The organism is Vibrio sp. 378, from assembly GCF_033339435.1.
Map to the genome: position 1 here is coordinate 1 of NZ_JAWOUO010000267.1, position 899 is coordinate 899.

Below are 899 nucleotides of genomic sequence, written 5' to 3' on the forward strand. Positions count from 1 at the left end.
TTGTCAGATAATTTTGATCTAAAAAACGCAAACCCTGACGCTGCAGATACTGCTTCGCCAGGGTCTCGTACTGATTACCTATTTGACGCTTACTAAAGAGCCCCACGCTCAGCCCAGCTCAATTCGCGTTGTACAACACAGTTGTTGTCAATGCTTAACGTACCAGTTTGGCCGCTTACTGAGTAACCTGGTACCACTTTCATTTGTGGCAATTCACCGATCAGTTTGTAGGCATCCATCCCTAGAGCTTTTAAGCGTTTTTCCATGTTGGATTGATCTGCCCATAGCTCATTCATTTCAGCGGTCACGATTGGGTCTGGGTTTACTAACAGCGGAATGTCACTGTAGATAATGCCTGTTAGGTCTTCGTACGTTGCACCACCGCTGTTGCTACGAGAGTTCGAGAACAGTTTTGGTGGCTTCGCATCTGGGTTAATTGCGACCTCAATGAATGGTTTGATAAGTGTTAGTTCAGAGCTACGAGCGACAATATAAACTGCGTCCACATCACGACGACTGCGTGGCTGTGTTTCCAACTTAACGCGCATGAGCGATTGCATCTGTGCGATACGCTGTTTGCTTTCTTGTAATCCAAAGACGTCGTTAATGTCTTTTTGTAGTTGGCGCTTATCACCAAAGTAGCTTGTTGCGACTTTGTTTGAGCTGTACTTGCTCCATTCTTCATTAAAAGCTTGCACAACACGCTCACCGTAGCTGCCTTTTGGCGCTAGGATCAGCGGGAAGTTATAGCCTTCGCTAAACAAGTATTTTGCAGCTTGAGCCACTTCTTGCTCAGGTGACAACGCTAGGTAGCAAATGTCGGTACCTGGCTGAACATCTTCAGGAATATTCAGCGCCAGTGCTGGAATGGCTGGACTGTTTGCTGAGCCATCCATTGT

1 protein-coding gene and 1 pseudogene are annotated in these 899 nt (G+C 46.5%); both read right to left on the reverse strand.

Annotated elements, in window-relative coordinates; all coding sequences use genetic code 11:
• Positions 1-106: pseudogene (locus tag R7Q48_RS25605) on the reverse strand (YraN family protein); the annotation flags it as partial.
• Positions 93-899 (reverse strand): penicillin-binding protein activator (locus R7Q48_RS25610; protein WP_318132972.1); only part of this gene is annotated, 807 nt, incomplete at its 5' end. The pseudogene R7Q48_RS25605 and the gene R7Q48_RS25610, both read right to left, overlap by 14 nt.